Source organism: Paenibacillus monticola (assembly GCF_009664975.1).
Lineage (GTDB): Bacteria > Bacillota > Bacilli > Paenibacillales > Paenibacillaceae > Paenibacillus_AQ > Paenibacillus_AQ monticola.
Genome location: NZ_WJXB01000001.1, coordinates 635,437 through 656,630, shown reverse-complemented (window position 1 = coordinate 656,630; position 21,194 = coordinate 635,437). Strand labels below are relative to the sequence as shown.

Here is a 21,194-nt window from a genome sequence, read left to right as displayed (position 1 = left end):
ACATCTCCTATACTATAGAACTTACATAAATAATGAAGCCTTGTGAAACACTAAATCTTGTAGACTATATTGTTCAGCCGGGAGGAAGTTGCCCATGCAGGATTGGAACGAGAAATATTTAACCTTTAAACAAAAAAAAACACCGGCGAAAAACAAAGCCATCACAAGCCAATCCACTGGGTCCGGCAATGCTCACCCAACCCCTCAACAGAAACCGGTTGATCTAGAGCTCAAAAATAACTTGCAGACCATTCAAGAGATACTTGGAGACAATGGGGATCTCGTTGTGCGCAACTTTAGAATGTATGGTCTTTATGATGCGGCGATCGTCTTCTTTTTTCCTCTGATTGATGAAGAGCAAATTCACGAACATGTGCTTAAGCCATTAATGAATATTCCTTCCGCCCCCTTAACGATTCCCACACAGCTGAGCGACCTACCAAATTTCATCTGGAATATAACGGTCCATATTGCTCGTGGCAGCACAACTTCAGACCTCAATACACTGCCAATATCCTTGGTGGAGGGAAACGTAATTCTGTTTATAGACGGCGTGGGTCAAGCCCTAACCTTCAATCTGCGCAAAAACGAGCATCGAAGCATTGAAGCACCGCAGACAGAGTTAACCATACGGGGATCACGTGAAGGATTTATAGAAAATCTGGAAGCAAATATTTCCCTGATCCGTTATCGGTTGCAAACTCCAGACTTCCGAGTTCAGACCTGTCCTCTTGGAACCCGATCACGTTCACAAGTTGCTCTTTGCTATATCGAGGGGATTGCCAACCCGGCGTTAATTAAAAAGGTTATGAAGCGGTTATCAGCGATTCATACCGACAGCATTATTGACGCGGGGTATATCGAACAGTTCATTGAAGATCAGCCGCTATCTCCGTTTCCACAAGTGCAATCAACTGAACGTCCCGATAAATCCACAGCGGCTTTATTGGAAGGCAGGGCTATCATACTAGTGGACGGCTCGCCCTTTTCTCTCATTGTACCCGCGTTGTTTAATCAATTTTTCCAGACTATAGACGATTATACGGAACGTTTTATTGTAGGCAGTCTTATTCGTTTAATCCGCCTAGTTGCGTTAATATTCTCGCTTTTCTTTCCCGCCCTATATGTATCCATCATCTCTTTCAATCCGGAATTGCTGCCCACTGAATTTGCTGTGGCGCTTTCAGGTGGTAGAGCTGGTGTCCCTCTTCCAGCGCTACTGGAAGTGCTAGTTATGGAAGTATTTATGGAGGTGCTGCGCGAAGCAACAATTCGTCTACCACAAATGATCGGGGGGGCGCTTTCCATCGTAGGTGTTCTCGTTATCGGCCAGGCCGCGGTAGCAGCAGGATTAGCCAGTCCCACAACCGTTGTTGTTGTTGCCTTAACAACCATTGGTTCCTTTGCCACTCCTTCTTACAGTACTGCATTGGCCTTGAGAATGCTGCGATTTCCCTTGATTGTGCTGGCAGGATGCTTCGGTCTATACGGAGTGATGATCGGTACCCTTGTTATTATTAACCATTTATTATTTCTCGAATCCTTTGGGGTTCCTTACATGACACCCTATGTCCCATTCAAGACTACGGATATGAAGGATAGTGTGATCCGAGCCCCTTTGTGGTGGATGAAACAACGTCCAAGTTTCTTGAACTCCCCGAATTCTACGCGGCTTGCACATCAGTTGCCAAAGGCGTTCTCTGATTTGATTTTCAAGGATAGAGGTGACGAATATGAATAATAACCGCCCTATAACAACGTTCCAATTCATGGCGGTAATTATTAGTACTATTATCGGTGTAGGCATTTTAGTCTTCCCCCGATATATGGTCGAATACGGAGGCAATAGTGCGCCTCTTATGTCTATTTTAGCAATCTTCGCTGCTCTTATAGGCTGCTGGTTTACTGCCTCCGTATGCAGAAAGTATCCTAATGAGACTCTGTTTGTGTTCAGCCGCCGACTGCTGGGAAGAGGCATGGCCGACTTTTCTACAATTATTATTTTTCTATTCTTTCTAAACTCTACAAGTTCTAATATGCGCCAATTTGGGGAGGTGTGTATTACCGTTCTCTTTAAGAGAACTCCCATTGAAATATTGATGCTGATTCTACTGATTCTTGTTGGCTTATCCGTCCGGCGTAACATTGTTAAATTTACATATATACATGTTTTTTATTTACCCTTTATTTTAATTTCTGTGATCATCATTTTAATGTTATCCCTGAAAAAAATAGATGGTTTGAATCTATTGCCGATATTAGGAAATAATTTCACCCTATCCAGCTTTTCAAAGGGGGTATTCTTATCTGCTTCTCTCTATCAAGGGACCTTTATTCTGATACTGCTGGTTCCACTAATGAGAAAGCCAAAACAGGCGGTAAAGGCAGCTAATGCTGCCCTTTTTTTCAGTGGGATTTTCTATACAATAATTGTTATTGTCTCGCTAGGGATGTTTGGTATGAATGAAATCGAACTGCTCATTTATCCAACTCTGGAGTTGGCCCGCTCGGCTTCTTTCGGCACAGGTTTGTTGGAACGTCTTGATGCCATTTTTATTGTTGTTTGGGTTATTTCCGTTTTCACAACGATTTTCACAAACTACTATTTAGCTGTATATGCTTTAAGGGAATTAATCCGTATCAAGGATCAGCGCCTGATTTCCTCTTTCCTTCTACCTTTTATCTTTGTTTTGTCCCTCTTGCCCCAAAATTTTTTCCAGGTCTATGATGTTGCTCTCGTTACGTCAGTAATTGGCTTGATTTTTCTAACCGTCTATCCTTTTCTACTTTGGGTAGTAGATCTTATTCGTAATAAAGGGGGACTTTCTCATGAAAAATAAAATATTCAGACGGATTAGTCTCCTGATTATTCTCTCTCTAATGTCAGGAATGCTTGTCGGCTGTTGGGATCAGCTCGAAATCGAAGATCGCGCCCTCTTGCTTGGATTGTCTATAGATAAAGCACCAGCTGACGATGGTAAAGATGACCTGACGACACATATTAAAAATACGATTAAGCTCCCCCAGATTCGTGTAACCGCACAAATTGCTGTTCCGGGAAGAGTTCCACTGGGGCCAGGGGGAGGCGATAGTGGTGGTGGTGGAAATCAAAATCCGGTATGGGTTGTACAAGTTTACGGATATACTTTGGATGATGCCTTGAATAATTTACAGCAGCAAATTTCGGATCCTCGTTATCTTATTCATCTTCGGGTCATCATTATCAGTGAAGAGCTCGCACGCAGTAATCTGGATGATCTGAATGATTATTTGCGTCGTAATCCGGAAGTTCGGCGGCGGATATGGTTGCTGGTGTCCGAAGGTGATGCTTCTAAATTCATGTATATTCAACCTCCCCTTCAGCGGGTACCGACACTCTATATCCTGGCGATGATGGAGAAATCCGTGGAATCCGGTAAATGTCCTGCCAATTATTTAGGTGAATTCTGGACAACCGAATCCAAATGGGGTCAAAGTGGTAATTTGCCTTATATTGGCTTAGGCGATAAAGAGAACGTTATTATTAAAGGACTTGCTTACTTTAGTGGTGGAGCCATGGTAGGATCTACTACTCCCATCGAACTCGGTGCATACATGGGCATAAGGGGGATTGATCCCGGAGGTTATTCCGTGCTCTTCGATTCACCACACTTCGGCCCAGTTATGATCAAGATTGATGAACGGTTCTCCAAGTCAAAGGCTCAGATTAAAAATGGGAAGCCTCATATCACCTATAATATTTTTCTGGATACAAGTTTGGATGAGCAATTGCACAGCTCTACTCCAGTCAGTTCCAGCCATTCTATAAGTGAGCTTGAGAAGTCCTTAAACCAGTATGTCACCAAAAATTTCTACCATGCCATTTTACAATCTCAACAGGCACACTCGGATATCTTCGGGATGGGCGAGAAAGTTCGCGCACATTGCCCCTCCTTCTGGAGGGCTAATATTCACGACAAAAGCGATTGGGAGCGCATGTATTCAGATATCACTGTAGATTTTAAAGTTAAGGTGTCGATCCGTAGAGTCGGACTTAAACAGAAGTAAATAATATTTCGGTCTGAACAAACATTATTCTGTATCACTACTAGGAGGGCAGTATAAATGTTTCGTGAGTTAATCTTCGTAGCATTTTCACTCTTTTTTTCCGGGGTTCTGCTGCTTACAGTGGATATGAAAATTTATGCTGTCAATCATATGCGCAAGGAAAAGAAGCTGGCCCATATTTTGGGCTGGGTGCAGATCTGTTTAATGATTATAACTATACTGACCTTAATGTTCACCGACCACTAACGGATCCTAGTTATCTGCATGGCCTAAGCTTTCTCTCCATAGTAATTCTTCCCTACCCATGGTATATTGAGGAGTACAATATCAGAGGACGGAGAATGTAGTCATGAATACAAGAAGAAATCCTAAAGAAGCATCCAAACGAGGCGCGAAGCCCGATTCCACAGCAAAATCACAATCTAAATCAAGTGTTAGAAATAGCAAGTTTAATGAAAAAACCAAAGCCAAAACAGCAACTCCAGTTAAACCTTTTATAGTAAGCGAGCCCTCCGAGTTGCTGCCTTTTTTACTGACCCATATTACTGGCCATGGACGAAATGCGATCAAATCCATTCTTTCGCGTGGACAAGTGTCGGTGAATGGTAAAGTTGTGACACAACATAATCTCCAGTTGCACTCTGGTCAAACGGTGGCCATTGATAAGGAAAAGCCGATTCAGGCAGAAGAAATGATTGGGCTCACCATTGTCCATGAAGATGATGATCTGATCGTCATTCAGAAGGATGCAGGATTGCTGTCTATCGCCACTGCGGAGGAGAGTGAGTTGACGGCTTACTACCAGCTTATGGAGCATGTGCGTCTCACCAATCCCAAAAACCGGATTTTTGTCGTACACCGTCTGGACCGTGATACATCAGGATTAATGATGTTTGCCAAAAGTGAGGCTATTCAGCAGACTCTGCAAAACAACTGGAAAGAAACGGTTAAAGAACGCTCTTATGTGGCGCTCGTGGAAGGTGCCGTTAAACGGCCCGAAGGCACAATCAGCTCTTGGCTGAAGGAAACCTCTACCCTCAAAATGTATTCCAGCCCCCATGAAGGGGATGGTCAGCATGCGATAACCCACTATAAGCTGATTCAGATGAACCGCCACTTCTCCTTGCTGGAGGTACACCTGGAAACCGGACGCAAGAACCAAATTCGCGTGCATATGTCTGATCTTGGACATCCAATCGCCGGTGATAAGAAATATGGCGCTGAAACCAAAACTGTAGGTCGGTTGGGGTTGCATGCCCGGGTGCTCTCTTTTGTTCATCCGACTACCGGTAAACTCTTAACCTTTGAGAGTCCTATTCCCAAGACCTTTTTGAAATATACGGCTCCTTCAGCAACATCGGCGCCAGCAACACCAAAGGGCCAGCATTAGACCTACTGTTTCTCATTTCCGCGAAACCTCTTCATTCGTACAAAAAAGGCAGTCCAAGGTGCTTTCCTGGAACTGCCTTTTTCTTATCGTTTAGTAATAAATTCACCAATCTCCAAGAGCGGCGTCATTCCTTCACCCAGAGTCACTACATTATTGCAGTCCAGCACGGGGAGAAGCTCATGATAGCGCCATAAGTCGGGTTTTCGGCCCAGCAAGGCTTCACGGCTCCATTCCTCCTTCAATATGTCCAACTTATAACGAACCAGCAGCGGTGAACCGCAGACACATAGCTGTTGAATAGAGTCTGCCCCGTAGGTCTCCCCGCATTGTGGACAATCTAAATGTGACAAATAACTGTAACTCATGCTACACTCCCGCTTTCATAGTTTTAATATAGAAGATGATATCCATTCACTATAGAATAAATCAGATCTTCGCAGGTGGCAAAATTTCATCCATACAGTTACTGTCTTCGGAACATTTTCACTCCTTTTTGCGTCATGATACAATAAAGAGAAACAGAACTGAGAAGGTGCCTCTATTGTTCCACCCTACTGTCTTTGATAATATTAAAACCGCTTTTGAGAATCAAATCTACGACCTGGATAATCTGGATGGAACGCTCATGGTTACGGATCGTGCAGATCTTTTGGATCTGGCCATGATGTCCAGAGAATTCAGTCTTTCGTTTCAACTGACCGAGGGTGGGAATGTCACCTCCGAAATAGTACTTAGTTCAACGCTCAAGGATTTGGGCGACGAAATTCTCGAAACGCCGGATACAATTCCGGGCTGTAATCTCCGGCTGCGCTTTTATATGGAAATAGGGGATGTTGAAACGGAATGCCTGGCTATCCAAGATATCCTGAATTCCATATGGGGTCCGGAGCTTACGCCAGTGCAATCCTTAAGTTTTATTTATGGTCAAGAAAGTGAAACTTATAATAATTGCATTGAGCTGAAATTCAAACGACAAATCACCGAGGAACAAATGGAAGATATTCCGAATCTGCTGAAGCACCTGCTGCAAAGTGCAGAGGAGCTAGAATCGCTATAATTACTGAAGGGGTGAACTACTAATGGAATTCATGCCTCCTGCCAAAAGCTCACGCTGGTTATTTTGGATACCGGGTTATGCCTTACTGCTATGGTTGCTCTTCATTCTACACAGATTCGTTTTGCTCGGACAGACGGCAAATGGGACCTTTCTGCTGCGTTTTGCACTATTATCCCTCGTCATATCTGCGATTCTTAACTGTAGTGGATGGCTGGGTGCAAGGCTGCTATGGCTGATTACCACAGGCGGGATCATTATCGGACTTGGGCTTATGTTCATCTATTCCTATAGGGATATGTCTGGCTGGGAGGACCTGGCGGGCTTTCTCACCTTCGCCATATTTATGCTGGGAGGATTTGCACTCGGCTTATTGGCAGAATTCGTTCAATGGTTAATGAAACGGCTGCGGAAATCATGATTGATGATAAGGTGGTGTACCTTTGTCCAATTCCTTCCTGACCAAAAATGCGCTCGCTCATTCCTTGAAATCGCTGATGGAGCATATTCCGCTGAATAAAATTTCGGTCAAGCATCTTGTAGATGATTGCGGGTTAAATAGACAGACTTTTTATTATCACTTTCAGGATATTTTTGATTTACTAGGCTGGATCTATAAGACCGAAGCCGTGGAAAGTATCGCCCAGTATCGCAGCTATAACACTTGGACGGACGGCTTCCATAGAATTTTTTGTTATATTGAGAGCAACAAAGCCTTCTGCTACAACACCCTCGATTCCCTCGGCAGAAATCATCTGGATGCCTATCTTTACGACGTAACGGACGACCTGATCATGGGCGTTATTAACGAACTGTCCACCGGCATGGAGGTAAGCAGCGAAGATAAACGGTTTATAGCCAACTTCTATACACTGGCCTTTACGGGTCTCGTGATCCAATGGTTGAGAGACGGCATGAAGGAACCGCCGAAGCAGATTATTACGAAGCTCAGCGATCTGATTGAAGGCCATTTCCTAAAAGCACTGCATAAATATGAGAACAAGTCGTTGTGACCCTTAGGGTGCATGGCTTTTTTTTTGCAGAAGCTGTCTAAAAACCATACACTTTGCCCCAATTGACTAAATACGTTACACTCGTCGGGTATTGCTCATACCTTCTATGTCCTCATAGGTTTACATTAAGAACATGAAGAGCAAGCAAGTAATATACCCTTTGGAGGCGACAGTTGTGAAAAAAGAGTACGGTAATCAACAGGTTTATTTTGTCGGTGGCGGAATTGCATCACTTGCGGGTGCAGCATACCTCGTCAGAGACTGTGACTTTCCGGGACAGAACATTCACATCATTGAAGAAATGAAAATTCTCGGCGGCAGCAACGACGGCTCTGGCAATGGCGAGCAAGGTTATGTCATTCGTGGTGGGCGGATGCTCAATGACGAGGCCTATGAGAATTTATGGGAACTGCTGCAGTCTATTCCTTCCATCGATCATCCGGAGAAATCCGTTAGAGAAGAGATTATAGAATTTGATAATGCCAACCCGACACATGCGAATGCCAGATTGGTCAATCGAAAAGGCGAAATAGAAGATGTCTTGTCCATGGGCTTCGATATGGCAGACCGACTGGCGCTTGGCAAGCTGATCATTACACCGGAAGACAAAATGGGCAAGGCTCGGATTAATGACTGGTTCGGCCCTCATTTCTTCCAAACTAATTTCTGGTATATGTGGGCGACTACTTTCGCCTTCCAGCCTTGGCACAGTGCGGTCGAGTTCAAAAGATATATAATCCGCTTTATGCATGAATTCCCAAGAATTCAAACCCTAGAAGGCGTAACCCGCACTCCTTATAACCAATACGATTCTATTATTCTGCCAATGCACAAATATCTTGAACCGCATGGCATAGATTTCACCTTAAAATGTACGGTAACCGACCTGCAATTCAAAGACGGTGACGGAATTACTGTTACCAAGATGAATGTGCTGCGTCAAGGTGTGGCAGATGTGATCGAAGTGAACGAAGGCGATCTTGTGATCGTCACAAATGGCTCCATGACCGAAGGCTCCAGTATTGGTTCTATGACCAAAGCGCCACTCTTGAACGGTAAGGGAAGCTCATGGAAACTATGGGAGAATATCGCCAGCAAGAAGCCGGGTCTAGGCAATCCTTCCTCCTTCGATGACCATGTAGACGAATCCAAATGGGAGTCTTTTACCGTAACCTTCCAGGATTCCAAGTTCTTCGATCGGATGGAGAAATTCTCCCGCAACCGGGCCGGTACCGGCGCCTTGGTTACCTTCAAGGATTCCAGCTGGTTCATGTCCATCGTCTTGGCCTTCCAGCCGCATTTCCGCAACCAGCCAGAAAATGTGACCGTATTCTGGGGTTACGGACTGTATCCAGACAAGGTCGGCGATTTCGTCAAGAAGAGAATGAGCGATTGTACCGGGGAAGAAATTATGGAAGAGCTGATCGGTCATCTTCATTTCGAAGAATCTAAAGAAGAGATTATGGCTTCCGCCAATTGTATTCCTTGTATGATGCCGTATATTACGTCCCAGTTCATGCCAAGACTGAACAGCGACAGACCCAAGGTAGTTCCTGAAGGCTCCACCAATCTGGCGTTCATCAGCCAATATTGCGAGATTCCCGATGATGTTGTATTTACTGAGGAATACTCCGTAAGAGCGGCAAGAACGGCGGTTTACACGCTGCTTGGGATGAACCGGCCGATTGAGCCGATTAACCAGTATCAATACGATGTCCGGACGTTGTTCACGAGCTTTGTGACTTCATTCCGCTAAAAAGCAAGCTAAAAAGGCGAAAAGCAATGGGGGAATCCCTCCAGCTTTTCGCCTCTTTAGTTTAATCAGTAGCTATATTACACACTGCAAGACCCGTCAGAACAGCCATCTTCCGTTGAGCCCTCGGACTTGCCCGTGCCGACTACTTGCAGAACAGGAGCATTCTGCTCTTCAGCCCATACGGTATCCAGTACTTCAGTGAACACTGGACCAGGCTGAGCGCCGGAAACGGCATATTTATTGTTAAATACAAAGAAAGGAACACCGTTAATATTCAACCGCTGCCCTTCGGCAATATCTGCATTCACTTCATCTTTGTAGGCTTCGGATTCCAGCATCGCCGCAGTAGCTGCTTGACCCAAGCCAACCTCGACAGCAAGGGATACCAGTACCGAATGTTCACCCAGATTGAGCGATTCCGTAAAATAAGCCTGCAGCAGCCGTTCTGTCATCTCCGCCGCTTTTCCCTGCGCACTGGCATAGTGGCTCAAGCGGTGGCTGTCAAAGGTGTTAGTGGACTGCATCGTATCAAAATGAAAATCAAGACCCACTCCTCTGGCCTGCTCAGCCAGCTGTTCATTCATTGCCTTCGCCTTATCACGGGTCATTCCGTATTTAGAGGCCAGCAAATCATGAATATCTTTATCGCTCTTTACAGCAGCGGTAGGATCGAGTTGAAAACTGCGATACACCACTTCTACCTTGTCTCGATCAGGAAACTGACTCAGCGCGTTTTCAAGCCGTCTTTTACCTATATAACAGAATGGACATGCATAATCGGACCAAATATCTATTCTCATGATATACACCTCCTGAATTACGTTACTTACTATTATATAGTTAATGGCTCAAAATTACAAATCTATTCTTATTAGCTATTCTGAGGTTTACCCGTTGCTCATTCCGTAAATATACTGTAATTTTAGTCAGTGACGTCATCATTGCAGCTTATAGGAGAGATAATCATGAAAGAGGTTTCGCAAGCGCAGCACAAAAACTGGCCAATCGTACTTTTGCTCCTGCTAATGTATATAATTGTGACGATGAGCGATAACTTTAAGGGGATTTTCGTCCCTCTGTTTAAAGAGGATTTCGGAGTGAGCAATACGCAGATTGGTTATGTATTAACAGCTTGCCTGTTTATGTATGCGCTTTTTCAATATATCGGCGGGATTCTGATTGAGAAATTCGGCTACAAATCGATCATCTCGCTCGGCTTTATCATCTCGATGGGCTCTTTGGTTGTACTGGTAACCTGTAAATCGTTCCTAGTCCTTATCATTGGCTTGTCTATACTTAACTCAGGGATTGCCATGTTCAATGTGGGAGTAAATACGTTAGGACCGGCGATGAACGTAGCTTCAACCGCTGTGCTGATGAACTTTGTCAATTTCTCCTATGGTACCGGGAATACGGCGATGCAGCAGGTAACGGGAACCTTGTTGAAGCAAGGCGTGCGCTGGCAAACCTTTTATCTGGTTATGCTGTTCTGCTGCGCTGCTTTATTCATCTATTTGCTGCTGTTGCGAATTCCCTATAAGCCGCAAACGGGTAGCGGAGCCTATAAAAAAAGTGACATTTTCCGCAATAAGCTGCTCTACGCCTATATTGCTGCAGTCGGGTTCTATGTGGCAGCAGAGTATGGCATCGGTAACTGGTTCGTCAATTATATGAGCGAACAATTCTCACTGGATGCAGAGCGCAGAGCGCTTTATATGACTTTGTTTTTTGGCTTGATGACCTTCGGTCGATTGTTCGGCGGATTTGTGGCTGATAAATTGGGTCATTTCCGCAGTATTATTATCTATGGGACGATTGCCTCAATTCTTTGTGTACTTGGCCTTTCATTGGGACAAAGTGGACTCATTCTATTCGCGACTTCCGGTTTCTTCTTCTCCATTATCTATCCAACCCTCATGAGCACGATTCGCGGGGCGTTTAAGGAAGGAGCTTCCTATGTCACCGGCCTCATCCTGATGTGCGGCACACTCATCGCTATGGCAGTGAACCTGCTGATTGGGATAGCCAACGACTGCTTTGGCGTATCCTTCTCCTTCTACATTGTCGCGGTCTGTCTAATACTCAGTACGCTCGCTGTTCTGCCCATTCGTAAGCAAACTGCAGCATTGTTGCTGAAATCAAAACAATAGTACATAGATTACAAAGGCGCCGTCAATTTGGGTGCAAAGGCATCCCCTAAGCGTAAGGTAGTCAGTTCGGCTCCAAGCCCTAAGCTTTCCTGCAGCAGACTGTTCAGCTTGGCACCAATAATCTCCTCGGAATAACTGGAACGGACAATTTGAAAGGCGGCTTCGCCCATCTCTGAGCATAAGGCGGGATCGCCCAGTAGCTTGCTAAGAGATGCAGCAAGGGCGGCGGGGTCCAGATTCTCCGCAAGCAGACCACTCACACCATTCTGCACCAGCCCTCTTACTCCCATAACATTAAAAGCAACCGTCGGCAACCCACAGGCGCTAGCTTCCAGAATAACGAGCGGTAGCCCTTCATAGCGCGAAGGCAACACAAATAGCTCGGAAGCATTATAATAATTCGCCAAAGTTTCTTTATCGCGAATCGAACCCAGCAGAATGATTTTGTCTTCCAGACCTTTCTCCCGAATCATTTCCTGCAATCTACGTTCATCAGGTCCGTTGCCGACGATTAGAATCTTGAGATCCGGAATATCCTTGAGCTGCTGTACAGCCTCAACAAGCAAGGAATGTCCTTTCTGATGCTCGAACAGACGGCCTACAGTAATGATGTAGCGGCTGCTTGGGTCAAGCCCAAGCGCAACAAGCGCCTGTTTTTTATCCCGGCGGTAAAAGATTTGCGAATTCACAAAGTTGGGCAGCAGTCGGATCCGGTCTGACAGCCACGGGAAATGTGTAACCATGCTGAGCTGCTCATCTTCATTAAGCGTTGTAAGAAAAGTCGCCTTGTGCAACGTTCGTTTCTTGATCGGCATAATCCATTTATGAATACTACCTCCGTGATAAGCAGCAATAATGGGTATACTCAACTTCTTGGCGATGGAAGCCAGGCGCTCGAAGCGGCCCGAAGCATATTCCTGGGCATAGATGAGGTTGATCCCGTCCGCACGTAAGATTTCGCTTAAATCCTTATGAATAGTAGACACATATTGAGAGATAAACTTCCCAATCGGCGTCCGATGAGATAAAGGAATGGCACGATAGGCTCTATAAAGTGCGCCGAGTGGAATAAACTTTACCGTGCAATCCACTACCCCATGCTGGTAAGTTCGCACCTCATTGCCACTGCGTACAAAATTGTAAATGGTCGTGTGTATGCCGCTCTTGCCCAAGAGACGCGCATAATCGAAGGAAAAGTCATTATGGTATGAATTCACGTATTCCTCTTCAGTGAGCCCCAATCCCTTAACGAAGAAATCTTCAAAGTAATTAGTATGCATAAAGATCCCGACATGCATAACGTTGCCTCCCTTTATACTACCGAATTGTTGATGGACCACTGATGTCATTCCATTATAAACCCTATAGGACTAAATAAAAGTAAACGAAAGTGGTATATACGTCCTACTTCAGAGGGGAGTATTATTGAGATATTAGGTTTTGTCGGGAATTTGCACCATTAGAGCGGACGGAATGAGTCGTCCGGGAAGGAGTCAGCGAAATGCATGATGTATCTATAGTAATTCCTACCCGCAACCGGATAGAAGACCTGAGACTATGTATCGAGTCTATTGGCAGGCAAACTGAGCTAGAGGATATATCCATCGAGTTGCTTATCGTTGACGACGGTGAACTTCCAGAGACTACGCTGAAGTATTTCCGTAAGGTACTGGCCGGAATGCCCCAAGCTGAATTGAAATATTACCGCAAGACTAAACCCGGTGTCTGGCTCTCCCGTTATGAAGCACTGGGACTGGTCGATGGTGAGATTCTACTGACCTTCGATGATGATGCTGAACTGGACGATCCCCTATACATTCGCCGTATGCTGGATACCTATGCTGCGGACGAATCCATTGTGGGTGTGGGCGGCATAGCCAAGGGTCTATTCAGCAGCCGCTCTGGCAAACTGCTTGGCATGCTTACCTGCCAAATGTCAGGCTCCCCTGGAAGACTATCAGCAAGTACATTAGCAGGCTCTTTGCTGCGATGGGGAGAAACTGAGAATACCTTTGAGACTGATTTTTTCCACGGCTGCAATATGTCGTTCCGGCGCTCGGCCCTGCAGGATATGAAACCCTACCCGTGGATGACCAGCTATGCGGTTGCTGATGATATTTACATGTGTCACTTGGCTAGTCGTTATGGCAAGCTCGTGATTAATCCGGAGATGAAGATTACCCATCATGAATCTCCTAGCTCGCGTGACAAAGCTGGACGCGTTGCCCGGGCTACCGCGATCAATCATTACTATCTACTCAATTTGCGGAAGGCTCCGGTAAGAAATTATGCTGCCCTGCTGTGGACGCTGACTTATTTAACCGGAAAAGCAACACTTAAGCGGAATTTCAATGCGGTATCCGGTTATGCCGGTGGTATTCTGTTTGTACTTAATCCCCGCAAAAATAAATATAGAGAATATATGCTCGATTGACTCTATTAGGAAGGTTAATGCTCTTGTTCCAGCTCTGCTCCAGGATATTGGGTGCAGAGTCTTTTAATGTCCAGATTTATCATGAATTATAGTTTCCCCCGTCCCTCATCTGGGGTATGATAGTAAAGATGTGGTCAAGAAACTAACTTTATGGATGGTGGAACATGTTTAAGAACAAGAAATTGACGCTAATCCTCGCCGCTCTCGTCATTATCCTCGTCATAGCCGTCAGCGTCTGGCTATTTGTTGGCAATAAGGAAGACAAAACTTCTGAAACTCCAAACGATGCAACGGTAACAAAAGAAGGCGATACAACCTCTATGTCACAGACTTTCTATATTTATGATACGGTTGTAAATATCAAAGTTTATGGTGACACAGTAGCTCAAAAAAATATGGATGATATTCAGCATATGCTGGAGCGAATGGATAAGGAGTTCAGCCGTACCAAAGAAGATGGTGAAATTTATGCCGTCAATAAGGCCGCCGGAAAAGAAGCGGTTGTTGTTTCCGACGAAACCTTGGATATTGTCAAACAATCGTTGAAATATGCTGAGGAGATGGGCGGGCTGTTCGATCCTACGATTGGACCCCTTGTGGATCTCTGGAATATCGGCAGCGGTGGTGACCACGTACCTCCTCAAGCTGATATAGATAAGGGCAAAAGCCTGACCAATTATAAGGATGTTATCCTTGATGAAGCAGCTAAGACTGTGAAACTGGCCAAAGAAGGCATGGTTCTTGATATGGGTGGTATCGGCAAAGGTTATGCCGCTGACCGTATCGCTGACTACTTGAAGGCACAAGGCCTTGACAGCGCGATGATTAACCTCGGCGGCAGCAGCATCATTGCCCTTGGCACCAAACCGAACGGGTCGCAGTGGAACATTGGCCTGCAAGATCCTGACAAGAGCCGTGGCACACAGCTTGGGACAATTAAGATTACTAATGAGGTGATTGATGCCTCAGGTGTATATGAGCGCTTTTTCATGCAAGACGGGGTACGTTACCATCATATTCTTGATCCGCGCACAGGCTTTCCTTCTCAGAATGGCCTGAAAAGCGTGACGATCATGAGTCCGAATGCTACAGATGCAGATGCATTGTCCACCGGAGTGTTCCTGATGGGTGAAGAAGCTGGCATTAAATATCTGGAAGCACTTCCCGAGAATGTAGAAGCCTTCTTCATCACCGATGATAACAAGATTTATGCAACCTCGGGGATTAGAGAAAGACTACAATTGACAGATCCTACGTACAGCTTTGCGAATTAATAATTCCTAGCTTAGTGCGTTAACTTTCTAAATTACTTTCAAAAAAAGCGTTAGAGCCCAGGGCTCTAACGCTTTTTATCGTCCGTTACACTATAGGCAATTTGCTGAATTCCTCATAGTCAGTGAAAATATAACTTGCTTCTTGTTCTGTTGCCGGCTGTCTTCCTCTTGGATTGTACCAGCATACCTTCCAACCAGCGGCAAGCGCACCAACCACATCATTAGCCCATGTATCCCCTATGTAAATCGAATTCTCAGCTGCAGTTCCTGTCATGCGATTAACGTGAGCAAATAGTTCAGGGTTCGGCTTGGCGATACCCACAGCATCAGAGATAAAGATTCTGTCTGGCGGGATGAGCTGGTCCACACCCAGACCGATGATCTTCTTCATCTGATGCTCCGCAGGGCCGTTTGTGATAATACCTACGATATGCCCGTCTGCAATAAACCGTTCCAACTGCTCCCGCACGCCTTCGATCATCTCAATCTGGTATTGACGGCCGATATAGGATGCTTGTAGCCTTGAAGCCTGCTCCCGATTAAGGGGTAGACCAAACTCTGCAAAGGCAAGTTCTAGACGCAACACCCTCGTCTCCTCGAGGGGAAGCTCCCCACTTAGATACTTCGGCCACAGCAAATCACTGTGATGCCTTACGATGTAGAATAATTCAGCGTAATCCAGACTGCTCTCATCTGGAGTCAGAACTTCACGCACCGCTTCCCGGAAAGGAACCAGATGATCATACAACGTGTCATCCAAATCGAAAAAAATAGCTTGCTTGTTGCTATTTACCAAGTTAACTCTCCTCATTATGTCTCTATCTATTATTTAAAAAAGAGATTATACGTATAAAATTCGTCGTCCTTTAGATAACCTTGTCTTTCATACAAGCGCTGAGCAACCATATTATCCGTCATCGTGGTTAATGACAAACCTTTGGTGCCCGTACTTACAGCAAAAGCGCGAGCACTTGTAAGCAACATGGAACCCAGGCCAAACCCGCGTTGCGCTGCAGATACAAACAGATCATTGAGTATCCAGAGCCGCTGCATAGTCACTGAAGAGAAAGACGGATACAGCTGAGTAAGGCCACCAGCACGTTTATTAATGCCTTCACCCACTACTGCCATAAATATAACCGATTCATCAAGCTTTAGCCTTTCCGTCAAAAAGTCACGAGCTCCTGTCGGATCGGATACCTGACCATAAAACATCCGATATTCATCAAACAATGGGATAAGCAGCTCCATATCCTCCATACTCGCTCGCTCTATACGATAGTTCTGCATCAATATCGCTCACTTTCTTGGCTTCCGCCTCAGCTCTTAGATTCATAGAATACATGGCGGCCGCTGACTTTACCTTCTTCTATATCCAACAAACCGAAAGAGTATAATTTCTCACGCCGTTTATCCGTCGGGGAGCCCGGATTGAAGAGCAGGATGCCATTCTGCTTATGCAGCAACGGCTGATGCGAATGACCGAACAGAATGACATCCACCTGTTCATCGGCAAATGCCAGGAGCGCATTCCCGTCTGTACCCTTACCAGAGTAAGGCGCATGTCCATGGATCATTCCAATACGTATTCCCTCTAGCGTAACGATCTTACGCTCTCCAAACCGCGCAATAATCTCGGCACCATCATTGTTCCCGGCAATCCCCTCAACTGGAGCTAATTCCGCCAGCAGATCATAGATCTCCATGTCTATCCAATCACCAAGATGTAGAATCTGGTCCACCTTGCGAAATTCTGCAATAAGCTCCTGCGGCAAAGACTTCTCATTCTTGCTCATATGCGTATCTGATACTACTCCAATTCTCATCTTGTCCAGCTCCTAATCTATCCTAGGTGATGTTACCTCTTTATTTAAACTTCTTCCAGTCCTGACTGCTATTGTCCAGCAAATGGGCAAAATCATTCTCCAGCCGCTTCTTCTCGGCAGTACGCTGATCTTCCACTACCTTACGTGCAGCTTCTTTACGGTCGTTCTCCTCAGATTTCAACTCATCAGACTGCGCTTTAAGCTTGCTTAAGATATCACTGCTGATCAGATCCTTCAGTGTAGTGGGACCATCCGCCGCAGCAGGGCGCGGAGTGCTTGGCAATTTCTTCTTTTTAGCCATATCTATCACCCTTTCCGGTTGTGTTATAGTTCAAATTTGTTTTAGTTATAGGTCTTTTCGTTTATAATGACAATAAGAGGTGAGCCTTATGAAATCCACAGATCTGTGTCCACGGTTACAAAAAAGCATGGATATTATAGGCAGACGTTGGACAGGCCTGATCATCTATCAGTTACTGCAAGGACCACAGCGTTTCGGTGCCATTGAAGCTTCTCTTCCGATCAGCGGCAGACTGTTGTCCGAGCGGCTCAAGGAACTGGAACTGGAGGGTATTGTACTTCGGGAGGTCTTCCCCGAAACACCTGTAAGAATCCAGTACTCCTTAACGGAAAAAGGTCTTGGACTGGAGCCCGTCATTCGGGATTTGCAGCACTGGTCAGACGAATGGATCGAACCTGAGGCTGAATCTATCGAACCTTGATTTCTTATGATTCTAATTTACGTCCAATGATGACCAAATCGCGCTCGATACCATCCATTTCGGCAACTCCCGGCAGCAAACCCCATTGTTCAAAGCCGAATTTCTGCAGCAGCTGCAAGCTAGGCTGATTGTGGCCAAATACAAAACCAATGAGATTCTTTACGCCTAAGCGTGGTGCTTCCTCTAATGCCTTGTTCAGTAGCAGAGTTCCGGCTCCACTGCCGCGAAAGTTCTCATTCACGTATACACTGATTTCTGCTGTTCCATTATAGGCAGGACGACCATAGAACGACTGGAAACTGAACCAGGCGGCAATCTGTCCCTCTTTTCGCAACACCCATAGCGGACGATGATGGCTATTATGCTCATGGAACCACTTCAGTCTCTCTTCTACAGTGACCGGTTCCAGGTCAGCAGTTACCATTCGACCAGAAATTGTTGAGTTATATATTTCTACAATAGCCGCTAAATCTTCCGGTGCTGCATCTTCAATACTACCCTTCTGCCAATCCATACATGCATTCCTCCACAATGTTAATTATAATTCCCTACAAATAATCAGTTCAGGCCAACCTGCTCCAGACTCCACTGCCACAATCGCACAGCTTCTGCTGAATTTTCCGCTCTTGGCGACAGCTCCTTGATCTTGCGGCGATAATAATACAGCCCCGTCACTTCGCGCAGCTCTGGTGCAGTCGCCAGATAAATCGCTGTATCTGCACCCTGCTCAGGAGTCAGAAAGAAGATTGACAACAGCTTCAGCATCGAGCGTCCAAAGCCGGTCTCTCGGTTCACACCGATGTTTGTTCCCACCGCTCCCGGGTGCAGACAGTTGGCAGTAACCCCGGTTCCCTCCAGCTGTATAGCCAACTCTTTAGTGAACAGAATATTCGCTAGCTTGGACCTGGCATATCCTTTGGCCGGGTTAAAGCGGCGGGATAGGGTAGGGTCTTCATAATGAAGGGCACCGATCTTGTAGGCTCCCGAAGCAACAACAACTACACGCCCTTGCTCTGCTGCCTTAAGTGTATCCAGCAGCAGATTAGTGAGCAGAAAATGTCCCAAGTGATTCACACCTAGATCCAACTCAAAACCGTCAGCCGTTAACTGGCGTTTAATAGCCACTACTCCGGCATTGTTGATTAACACATCCAATACGGAATAGCTTGCCTTAAATTCTTCCGCAAAGCTGCGGATGCTGTCAAGCGAGGCCAAATCGCACAGCATCAGCTCAATATGGTCTGAACCGCTCTTCAGCTTGGCGTTCGCAAGCGCCTCTTCCCCGCGTTTGCGGCTGCGACAGGCCATAATAACCTGTGCCCCCCTGCGTGCCATTTCAATTGTTGTAGCCAAGCCCATACCGGAGTTTCCTCCGGTTACAATCACGATTTTACCCTTCATGCTTAGTACCCCTTCCTGACGGAACCTACCAGCTTGGATCTAGTCTAGTCTTTAAGATAATATGTTCTAAGATAATGTTACATCATTTTATAAGCTGGAGATAGTTTGTAATTAACTTTAGGAGGTGAACTTCTCCTGCTTCTCCAATATGTGCACCCTTCTTAGTTATGATCTATAATAGAAACATTGCAGTTTTTAACGTGAATCTGAGAGGGGAACTACTGAAATGAACGATGCTCTAAAAAGTCTTGCGCAAAAGATGACGCCTGAGGGCCTTGACGCTCTGCTCGTCACAGATCCCAAACATGTATACTATTTGACGGGGTTTGCGAGCAATCCACATGAACGCTTTCTAGGCTTGCTCCTAATCAAGGGAGAGGAGCCTGTACTGATCGTTCCGGCACTAGATGCGGAAGCGGCCCATGCGGCCTCAGCGGTTACGAAGATTCTGACACATAGTGATACGGATAATCCCTATAACTTGCTAAAAGAATGTCTTGGCAGTACAGCCCTGAATACACTCGGTATCGAGAAGGAGCACTTCTCCGTATCGCGATATGAACTGCTGGCCGATTCCATATCAGCGAAGAGCTTCCAAGATATCGGTCCGCTGTTGCGCAGCATGCGCGCCAAGAAGACCCCTGAAGAAGTCAGCCGCATGAAGCATGCCGCCGAGCTTGTAGAAGAAGTTCTACGCCGCGGTCTGGAGCATGTAAAGACCGGTGTAAGCGAAATCGAACTGGTGGCCGAGCTGGAATATCTAATGAAAAAGGTTGGTGCCTCCGGTCCCTCCTTCGACACGATGGTGCTCTCCGGTCCGAATACTGCCCTGCCGCATGGAGTACCAGGTAGCCGGATTATCCAACCAGGCGATCTTCTCATGTTCGACCTTGGCGTGTATGCCGGTGGATATGCTTCCGATATTACACGTACCTTTGCTGTGGAAGAGGTGGATGCCAAGCTCGTGACCTTATACAATACAGTGCTGGCTGCTAATGAAGCCGGTATTGCTGCTTCCATCGCGGGAGCTACCTTTGGTTCAGTCGATCAGGCCGCACGGGATGTGATCACTGAGGCAGGTTTCGGACCTTATTTCATGCACCGCGTCGGCCATGGCCTCGGAATGGATACGCATGAATACCCTTCTCTACACGGGTTGAATACAGACGTTATTGAGAACGGGAACGTGTTTACCGTAGAACCCGGTATTTATGTTGCAGGACTTGGCGGCGTACGGATTGAAGATGATGTATTGATCACTGCGGACGGTCCACAGACACTCACAAGCTTTCCGAAAGAATGGACTGTTCTGCATTTGTAAGCAGTGATCTTCTAAGTAATGCATCTGCTATTTTAAGAAAGAGCCACGCAAATTCGCGTGGCTCTTATTACTGTCTAAGAGGAGATACGGGTATCCGATGCTCTCTGAACAGCAGACTCTTCCTCGGCAAACTTGAAGGAACGAGCGATGTAAAGGATTGGCGTGCCTGCTGCAGTCAGCAAGAACTTCACTACATAAGTTGTAAGCAATATCTGTAACCACACCCCCCAATCGTATCTGCCGGCGAAAGCAATCGTACAGAAGATGAGCGTATCCACAAAGGAGCTAACCATTGTACTGCCATTAGAGCGAATCCATAGCTGGCGTGAAGTGCTGTAATATTTTCGTATCCACGAATATAACCGAACATCGAGAAACTGGCTGATAAAGTATGCTGTAAGGCTCCCCATTGCCAAGCGCGGCATAAGTCCAAAAATATTTTCCAGAGATTCCTGGGCGAAGTCGCTCGCATCCGGAGTGAACTTCAGCGCCATCTGCATAATAACCGTGGTCATCAGCAAGGTGAAGAAACCGAACCAGACCGCCGTTCGCGCCTCTCTCCGCCCGTACTTCTCATTGATCAGATCGCTGGTCATATAGAGAGTCACATACATCGTATTTCCGAGGGTCATGACAATATTTGGCGGCATGGAAATTGTTTTGGTGACCTGAATGTTGGCAATAACCGTAGCAATGCCTACCCAGGCATACAAACCTTTTTTGCCGAACAAGCGGTAGCAAAGAAGAAAAAAAGCAAAATTGACAATTACAAACGCAATTCCCCATAACAAGTTAAACATTCTACT

General features: G+C 45.8%; 24 protein-coding genes. 14 read left to right on the top strand and 10 right to left on the bottom strand.

What is annotated here, in order from left to right; all coding sequences use genetic code 11:
- Positions 1-94: 94 nt before the first annotated feature.
- The 5 genes from GJB61_RS02690 (at position 95) to GJB61_RS02670 (ending at position 5,437) form a co-directional block, all read left to right on the top strand.
- On the top strand, positions 95-1,741 hold the full coding sequence (locus tag GJB61_RS02690; protein ID WP_154116845.1) for a spore germination protein: 1,647 nt from the start codon (positions 95-97) through the stop codon (positions 1,739-1,741).
- A complete protein-coding gene (locus tag GJB61_RS02685; protein ID WP_154116844.1) occupies positions 1,734-2,840 on the top strand; it encodes a GerAB/ArcD/ProY family transporter in 1,107 nt (368 codons plus the stop codon). Before GJB61_RS02690 ends, GJB61_RS02685 begins: the two co-directional genes overlap by 8 nt.
- A complete protein-coding gene (locus GJB61_RS02680; RefSeq protein WP_154116842.1) occupies positions 2,830-4,047 on the top strand; it encodes a Ger(x)C family spore germination protein in 1,218 nt (405 codons plus the stop codon). Before GJB61_RS02685 ends, GJB61_RS02680 begins: the two co-directional genes overlap by 11 nt.
- 57 nt (positions 4,048-4,104) lie before the next feature.
- A complete protein-coding gene (locus GJB61_RS02675) occupies positions 4,105-4,293 on the top strand; it encodes a CLC_0170 family protein (protein WP_154116839.1) in 189 nt (62 codons plus the stop codon).
- Between the two features lie 103 nt (positions 4,294-4,396).
- The gene (locus tag GJB61_RS02670; protein ID WP_154116838.1) at positions 4,397-5,437 is read left to right on the top strand and encodes an RluA family pseudouridine synthase; all 1,041 of its coding nucleotides are present in this window, start codon (positions 4,397-4,399) and stop codon (positions 5,435-5,437) included.
- An 83-nt stretch (positions 5,438-5,520) separates the two neighbouring features.
- Here GJB61_RS02670 and GJB61_RS02665 read toward each other — a convergent pair whose 3' ends face one another.
- Positions 5,521-5,802, bottom strand: coding sequence for a PALP domain-containing protein (locus tag GJB61_RS02665; protein WP_154116836.1), 282 nt, complete (start codon positions 5,800-5,802; stop codon positions 5,521-5,523).
- A gap of 176 nt (positions 5,803-5,978) precedes the next feature.
- Between GJB61_RS02665 and GJB61_RS02660 the strand changes: the two genes are divergently transcribed.
- From GJB61_RS02660 to GJB61_RS02645, 4 genes are all read left to right on the top strand, one after another.
- A complete protein-coding gene (locus GJB61_RS02660) occupies positions 5,979-6,494 on the top strand; it encodes a hypothetical protein (protein WP_154116834.1) in 516 nt (171 codons plus the stop codon).
- A gap of 22 nt (positions 6,495-6,516) precedes the next feature.
- Positions 6,517-6,912 (top strand): hypothetical protein, encoded by a 396-nt coding sequence (locus tag GJB61_RS02655; RefSeq protein WP_154116832.1) that lies wholly within the window; start codon positions 6,517-6,519, stop codon positions 6,910-6,912.
- A gap of 22 nt (positions 6,913-6,934) precedes the next feature.
- A complete protein-coding gene (locus GJB61_RS02650) occupies positions 6,935-7,504 on the top strand; it encodes a TetR-like C-terminal domain-containing protein (protein ID WP_154116830.1) in 570 nt (189 codons plus the stop codon).
- A 175-nt stretch (positions 7,505-7,679) separates the two neighbouring features.
- On the top strand, positions 7,680-9,260 hold the full coding sequence (locus GJB61_RS02645; protein ID WP_338115644.1) for an oleate hydratase: 1,581 nt from the start codon (positions 7,680-7,682) through the stop codon (positions 9,258-9,260).
- Between the two features lie 77 nt (positions 9,261-9,337).
- Here the strand turns inward: GJB61_RS02645 and GJB61_RS02640 are convergent, their stop codons facing one another.
- Positions 9,338-10,060 (bottom strand): DsbA family oxidoreductase, encoded by a 723-nt coding sequence (locus tag GJB61_RS02640; RefSeq protein ID WP_154116826.1) that lies wholly within the window; start codon positions 10,058-10,060, stop codon positions 9,338-9,340.
- Positions 10,061-10,225: 165 nt separating this feature from the next.
- Here GJB61_RS02640 and GJB61_RS02635 point away from each other — a divergent pair, with 165 nt between their 5' ends.
- A complete protein-coding gene (locus tag GJB61_RS02635) occupies positions 10,226-11,410 on the top strand; it encodes an MFS transporter (protein ID WP_154116824.1) in 1,185 nt (394 codons plus the stop codon).
- A gap of 8 nt (positions 11,411-11,418) precedes the next feature.
- Here GJB61_RS02635 and GJB61_RS02630 read toward each other — a convergent pair whose 3' ends face one another.
- Positions 11,419-12,708, bottom strand: coding sequence for a glycosyltransferase family 4 protein (locus GJB61_RS02630; protein ID WP_195724206.1), 1,290 nt, complete (start codon positions 12,706-12,708; stop codon positions 11,419-11,421).
- Between the two features lie 203 nt (positions 12,709-12,911).
- Between GJB61_RS02630 and GJB61_RS02625 the strand changes: the two genes are divergently transcribed.
- Positions 12,912-13,844: a glycosyltransferase family 2 protein gene (locus tag GJB61_RS02625; protein ID WP_154116820.1), complete on the top strand. Its 933-nt coding sequence runs from the start codon at positions 12,912-12,914 to the stop codon at positions 13,842-13,844.
- 164 nt (positions 13,845-14,008) lie between these two features.
- The gene (locus tag GJB61_RS02620) at positions 14,009-15,118 is read left to right on the top strand and encodes an FAD:protein FMN transferase (RefSeq protein ID WP_154116818.1); all 1,110 of its coding nucleotides are present in this window, start codon (positions 14,009-14,011) and stop codon (positions 15,116-15,118) included.
- Between the two features lie 85 nt (positions 15,119-15,203).
- Here GJB61_RS02620 and GJB61_RS02615 read toward each other — a convergent pair whose 3' ends face one another.
- The 4 genes from GJB61_RS02615 to GJB61_RS02600 are packed head-to-tail and all read right to left on the bottom strand — an operon-like array spanning position 15,204 to position 17,245.
- Complete coding sequence (locus tag GJB61_RS02615; RefSeq protein WP_229521419.1) at positions 15,204-15,914, bottom strand: HAD family hydrolase; 711 nt, start codon at positions 15,912-15,914, stop codon at positions 15,204-15,206.
- 29 nt (positions 15,915-15,943) lie between these two features.
- A complete protein-coding gene (locus GJB61_RS02610) occupies positions 15,944-16,408 on the bottom strand; it encodes a GNAT family N-acetyltransferase (RefSeq protein ID WP_154116814.1) in 465 nt (154 codons plus the stop codon).
- Between the two features lie 29 nt (positions 16,409-16,437).
- Positions 16,438-16,944 carry a metallophosphoesterase family protein gene (locus GJB61_RS02605; RefSeq protein WP_154116812.1) on the bottom strand — a complete coding sequence of 169 codons (507 nt, stop codon included), beginning with the start codon at positions 16,942-16,944 and terminating at the stop codon, positions 16,438-16,440.
- Positions 16,945-16,984: 40 nt separating this feature from the next.
- Positions 16,985-17,245 (bottom strand): YqkE family protein, encoded by a 261-nt coding sequence (locus GJB61_RS02600; protein ID WP_154116811.1) that lies wholly within the window; start codon positions 17,243-17,245, stop codon positions 16,985-16,987.
- Between the two features lie 88 nt (positions 17,246-17,333).
- Between GJB61_RS02600 and GJB61_RS02595 the strand changes: the two genes are divergently transcribed.
- Positions 17,334-17,666 carry a winged helix-turn-helix transcriptional regulator gene (locus GJB61_RS02595; RefSeq protein WP_154116809.1) on the top strand — a complete coding sequence of 111 codons (333 nt, stop codon included), beginning with the start codon at positions 17,334-17,336 and terminating at the stop codon, positions 17,664-17,666.
- Between the two features lie 4 nt (positions 17,667-17,670).
- On the opposite strand, the gene GJB61_RS02590 is transcribed toward GJB61_RS02595, so the two are convergent.
- Positions 17,671-18,180 (bottom strand): GNAT family N-acetyltransferase, encoded by a 510-nt coding sequence (locus GJB61_RS02590; RefSeq protein WP_154116807.1) that lies wholly within the window; start codon positions 18,178-18,180, stop codon positions 17,671-17,673.
- A gap of 44 nt (positions 18,181-18,224) precedes the next feature.
- A complete protein-coding gene (locus GJB61_RS02585; RefSeq protein WP_154116805.1) occupies positions 18,225-19,067 on the bottom strand; it encodes an SDR family oxidoreductase in 843 nt (280 codons plus the stop codon).
- 226 nt (positions 19,068-19,293) lie between these two features.
- Between GJB61_RS02585 and GJB61_RS02580 the strand changes: the two genes are divergently transcribed.
- Positions 19,294-20,388 carry a M24 family metallopeptidase gene (locus GJB61_RS02580; protein WP_154116804.1) on the top strand — a complete coding sequence of 365 codons (1,095 nt, stop codon included), beginning with the start codon at positions 19,294-19,296 and terminating at the stop codon, positions 20,386-20,388.
- Positions 20,389-20,462: 74 nt separating this feature from the next.
- Here the strand turns inward: GJB61_RS02580 and GJB61_RS02575 are convergent, their stop codons facing one another.
- Positions 20,463-21,188: a queuosine precursor transporter gene (locus tag GJB61_RS02575; RefSeq protein ID WP_154116802.1), complete on the bottom strand. Its 726-nt coding sequence runs from the start codon at positions 21,186-21,188 to the stop codon at positions 20,463-20,465.
- Between the last annotated feature and the right edge of the window lie 6 nt (positions 21,189-21,194).

What these genes read in the sequence shown, in the direction of transcription:
- GJB61_RS02690 (WP_154116845.1), top strand. Translation starts at nt 95, where the DNA reads ATGCAGGATTGGAACGAGAAATATTTAACCTTTAAACAAAAAAAAACA.
- GJB61_RS02685 (WP_154116844.1), top strand. Translation starts at nt 1,734, where the DNA reads ATGAATAATAACCGCCCTATAACAACGTTCCAATTCATGGCGGTAATT.
- GJB61_RS02680 (WP_154116842.1), top strand. Translation starts at nt 2,830, where the DNA reads ATGAAAAATAAAATATTCAGACGGATTAGTCTCCTGATTATTCTCTCT.
- GJB61_RS02675 (WP_154116839.1), top strand. Translation starts at nt 4,105, where the DNA reads ATGTTTCGTGAGTTAATCTTCGTAGCATTTTCACTCTTTTTTTCCGGG.
- GJB61_RS02670 (WP_154116838.1), top strand. Translation starts at nt 4,397, where the DNA reads ATGAATACAAGAAGAAATCCTAAAGAAGCATCCAAACGAGGCGCGAAG.
- GJB61_RS02665 (WP_154116836.1), bottom strand. Translation starts at nt 5,802, where the DNA reads ATGAGTTACAGTTATTTGTCACATTTAGATTGTCCACAATGCGGGGAG.
- GJB61_RS02655 (WP_154116832.1), top strand. Translation starts at nt 6,517, where the DNA reads ATGGAATTCATGCCTCCTGCCAAAAGCTCACGCTGGTTATTTTGGATA.
- GJB61_RS02640 (WP_154116826.1), bottom strand. Translation starts at nt 10,060, where the DNA reads ATGAGAATAGATATTTGGTCCGATTATGCATGTCCATTCTGTTATATA.
- GJB61_RS02635 (WP_154116824.1), top strand. Translation starts at nt 10,226, where the DNA reads ATGAAAGAGGTTTCGCAAGCGCAGCACAAAAACTGGCCAATCGTACTT.
- GJB61_RS02630 (WP_195724206.1), bottom strand. Translation starts at nt 12,708, where the DNA reads ATGCATGTCGGGATCTTTATGCATACTAATTACTTTGAAGATTTCTTC.
- GJB61_RS02625 (WP_154116820.1), top strand. Translation starts at nt 12,912, where the DNA reads ATGCATGATGTATCTATAGTAATTCCTACCCGCAACCGGATAGAAGAC.
- GJB61_RS02620 (WP_154116818.1), top strand. Translation starts at nt 14,009, where the DNA reads ATGTTTAAGAACAAGAAATTGACGCTAATCCTCGCCGCTCTCGTCATT.
- GJB61_RS02610 (WP_154116814.1), bottom strand. Translation starts at nt 16,408, where the DNA reads ATGCAGAACTATCGTATAGAGCGAGCGAGTATGGAGGATATGGAGCTG.
- GJB61_RS02605 (WP_154116812.1), bottom strand. Translation starts at nt 16,944, where the DNA reads ATGAGAATTGGAGTAGTATCAGATACGCATATGAGCAAGAATGAGAAG.
- GJB61_RS02600 (WP_154116811.1), bottom strand. Translation starts at nt 17,245, where the DNA reads ATGGCTAAAAAGAAGAAATTGCCAAGCACTCCGCGCCCTGCTGCGGCG.
- GJB61_RS02595 (WP_154116809.1), top strand. Translation starts at nt 17,334, where the DNA reads ATGAAATCCACAGATCTGTGTCCACGGTTACAAAAAAGCATGGATATT.
- GJB61_RS02590 (WP_154116807.1), bottom strand. Translation starts at nt 18,180, where the DNA reads ATGGATTGGCAGAAGGGTAGTATTGAAGATGCAGCACCGGAAGATTTA.
- GJB61_RS02585 (WP_154116805.1), bottom strand. Translation starts at nt 19,067, where the DNA reads ATGAAGGGTAAAATCGTGATTGTAACCGGAGGAAACTCCGGTATGGGC.
- GJB61_RS02580 (WP_154116804.1), top strand. Translation starts at nt 19,294, where the DNA reads ATGAACGATGCTCTAAAAAGTCTTGCGCAAAAGATGACGCCTGAGGGC.
- GJB61_RS02575 (WP_154116802.1), bottom strand. Translation starts at nt 21,188, where the DNA reads ATGTTTAACTTGTTATGGGGAATTGCGTTTGTAATTGTCAATTTTGCT.